The organism is Streptacidiphilus anmyonensis (assembly GCF_000787855.1).
GTDB classification, from domain to species: domain Bacteria; phylum Actinomycetota; class Actinomycetes; order Streptomycetales; family Streptomycetaceae; genus Streptacidiphilus; species Streptacidiphilus anmyonensis.
Window position 1 is genome coordinate 356,975 of sequence record NZ_BBPQ01000001.1, and the last position, 3,135, is coordinate 360,109.

Here is a 3,135-nt window from a genome sequence, read left to right on the forward strand (position 1 = left end):
GGGGGGGGCGCGCGGCCACGCGCCCGCCGCTCACGCGCCGAACAGGTGGAAGGCCCGGTCGAGGGACCAGCACTGCCAGCTCATGGCGAGCAGGCAGACCAGGGAGACCAGCGCCATCATCAGGTTCTGCCCCTGCTCCGCCCAGTCGTGGATCATCAGGACGAAGTAGAGGAGGTTGAGCAGCAGCCCGGCCGCCAGCGCGATCGGGCTGAGCAGTCCGAAGGTGAGCCCGAGGCCCAGGGCGAGTTCCGCGAACACCACGACGTAGGCCATCAGCCGCGGGCGGGGGGCGACGACGTGGTCGAAGGAGTCGCGGACGAAGACCCAACGGTGCCGGGAGGCGACACCCTTGGCCCACTCGATGCCGGTGGACCGCTGGAGCCATCCCTTCTTGTCCTTGTGCCGCCAGCTCTCCAGCCACCACAGGCCGAGCCCGATCCGCAGCACCGCGAACCACTGGGCCGCCGACAGCCCGTACGTGTGCACCGTCTGCACCTGCGGCCTCCCCATCCGAATCCGGTCACGCGGCAAGCAAGAGGAAACCGTTTACTGACGCTCCGTCAGTTCAGCGTCTTCCTGCGAGGCCCCGCTGACAGTAATCTGATGGTACGTCAGATTCCAGAGAGCGGCACAGACCGGATCGGAGGCGGCCATGCGGGTGACGGACACCGAGACCGACGCGAGCGGACGGCCGCTCCGGCCGCGAGCGGTGGATCTGGACCGCTTCTTCCGACCCTCCTCCGTCGCCGTCATCGGCGCGTCCGACACCGAGGGCCGGCCCAACACCGGGATCACCCGGCAGCTGCGGGCCTGGTCGGAGCGGGTGGGCGCGCGGATGTACCCGGTCAACCCCGGCCGGGACGAGGTCGACGGCCTCCGCTGCTACCCGGACCTCGCCGCCATCCCGGCCGACCCGGACGCGGACCCGATCGATCTCGCCGTGATCCTGCTCGCCGATCCCGCGGCCGTCGTCCCGCAGTTGATCGAGGCGAAGGTCAAGTTCGCCGTCGCCTTCGCCTCCGGGTTCGCGGAGACCGGGGAGAGCGGACGCGAGGCGCAGCGGCGGCTGGAGGGCCTGGTCGCGGAGGCGCCGACGGGCCTGCGGCTGCTCGGCCCCAACACCAACCTCAACGCGTTCGAGCGGTTCCGCGACGACCTGAGCGGACCGGCGATCGCGCTGATCACCCAGTCCGGCCACCAGGGCCGGCCGCTGTTCACCCTCCAGGAGCTCGGCATCCGGCTCAGCCACTGGGCCCCGACGGGGAACGAGGCGGACCTGGAGGTCGCGGACTTCGTGCAGTGGTTCGCCGACCAGCCCGAGATCGGCGCGATCGCGGCCTACATCGAGGGAATCAAGGACGGCCGGGCCTTCCTGCTCGCGGCGGACCACGCGGCCAGACGCGGCGTCCCCGTGGTCGCGGTCAAGGTGGGCCGCACCGACGAGGGCGCGCGGATGGCCCAGTCCCACACCGGCAAGCTGACCGGCGCGGACGACGTCGTGGACGCGGCCTTCCGCCAGTTCGGCGTGATCCGCGTCGAGGGACTGGACGAACTCCAGGACACCGCCGCCCTGCTGGCACGGGCCAAGCCTCCGCAAGCACCCGGCGTGGTCGTCTACTCCATCTCGGGCGGGACCGGCGCGCACCTGGCCGACATGGCCTCGGCGGCGGGGCTGACCCTGCCCCGGCTCGGCCAGGCCAAGCAGGACGAGCTGCACCAGTGGATCCCGGACTACCTGAGCGTCGCCAACCCCGTCGACAACGGCGGCCATCCGGTGGGCGACTGGCGCGGCCGCAGGATCCTCGACGCCCTCCTCGCCGACCCGGAGGTGGGCGTCCTCATCTGCCCGATCACCGGGCCGTTCCCGCCGATGAGCGACAAGCTGGCGAAGGACCTGGTCGAGGTCGCCGAGACCACGGACAAGCTGGTCTGCGTCATCTGGGGCTCGCCGGTCGGCACCGAGGCCGCCTACCGGGAGACCCTGCTCGGCTCCTCGCGGGTCGCCGTCTTCCGCACCTTCGGCAACTGCGTCCGCGCGGTCTCCGCCTACCTGCGGCACCACGAGTTCGTCCGCTCCTACCGCTCCCCCTTCGACGAGGCCCCGCGCGAGCCCTGCGCCGGAAAGGCGAAGGCGCAGCGGCTCTTCCACGAGGGCGAGAAGCTCAGCGAGTTCGCGGCCAAGCAGCTGCTGCGCTCGTACGGCATCCGGGTGCCGCGCGAGCAGCTGGTCACGAGCGCGGCCGGCGCGGTGCGGGCGGCCGGGGTGGTCGGATACCCGGTCGTACTGAAGGGCTCCGCGCCCGGCGTCGCGCACAAGACCGAACTGGGTCTGGTGAAGGTCGGCTTGACCAGCGCCAGCCAGGTGCGGGAGGCGTTCAGGGAGCTGACGGAGAACGCACGGGCCGGCGGCGTGCCGAGGCTCGACGGGGTACTGGTCTGCCAGATGGTCGAGGCCGGCGTCGAGATGGTCGTCGGCGTCACGGACGACTCGGTGTTCGGGCCGACCGTGACGGTCGGCATGGGCGGCGTGTTCGTCGAGGTGATGCGGGACACCACGGTGCTGGTCCCGCCGTTCGGGCCCGCCGACGTGCGGGCCGCGCTGGCCCGGCTGCGATGTCGCCCGCTGCTGGACGGCGTGCGCGGGCTGCCGCCGATGGACGTGGACGCGCTGGTCGAGGTGGTGCTGCGGGTGCAGCGCATGGCCCTGGACCTCGGCGACCAGCTGGCGGAGCTGGACATCAACCCGCTGGTGGTGCTGGAACGCGGAAAGGGCGTCGTGGCCCTGGACGCGCTGGCGGTGTGCCGATGAGCGGCGACGCGGTGCTGCTGGTGGAGGACACCGGGAACGGGGTGCGGCGGCTGACGCTGAACCGCCCCGAGGCACTGAACGCCGTCACGGCGGACCTGCGGGAGCGGCTGATCGCCGCGCTGGAGGAAGCCTCCGCCGCGCGATCGGTGCGGGTCGTCGTCCTGACGGGCGCGGGCCGAGCCTTCTGCTCCGGCGCGGACCTCAGCGGCGGGACGCGCGGCGGGGGCAGGCGCGACGAGGGCGGCGGGGGCATGGCCGGCGCGAGCCCAACCCACGGCGCGCGCGGCGCGGACCTCAGCGACGGGACGCGCGGCGCGGCCGAGGAG

At 72.7% G+C, this 3,135-nt stretch carries 3 protein-coding genes; 2 read left to right on the plus strand and 1 reads right to left on the minus strand.

All coding sequences use genetic code 11. From position 1 onward, the window contains the following. Positions 1-30: 30 nt before the first annotated feature. On the minus strand, positions 31-486 hold the full coding sequence (locus tag TR50_RS01575; RefSeq protein WP_042413255.1) for a DoxX family membrane protein: 456 nt from the start codon (positions 484-486) through the stop codon (positions 31-33). Between the two features lie 166 nt (positions 487-652). On the opposite strand from TR50_RS01575, the gene TR50_RS01580 reads away from it, so the two are divergent. Both TR50_RS01580 and TR50_RS45190 read left to right on the plus strand, forming a co-directional pair. Next, a complete protein-coding gene (locus tag TR50_RS01580) occupies positions 653-2,809 on the plus strand; it encodes an acetate--CoA ligase family protein (RefSeq protein ID WP_042412784.1) in 2,157 nt (718 codons plus the stop codon). Continuing rightward, positions 2,806-3,135: enoyl-CoA hydratase/isomerase family protein (locus tag TR50_RS45190; protein WP_160311063.1), on the plus strand; the 330-nt coding region annotated here is incomplete at its 3' end. The genes TR50_RS01580 and TR50_RS45190, both read left to right, overlap by 4 nt.

What these genes read in the sequence shown, in the direction of transcription:
- TR50_RS01580 (WP_042412784.1), top strand. Translation starts at nt 653, where the DNA reads ATGCGGGTGACGGACACCGAGACCGACGCGAGCGGACGGCCGCTCCGG.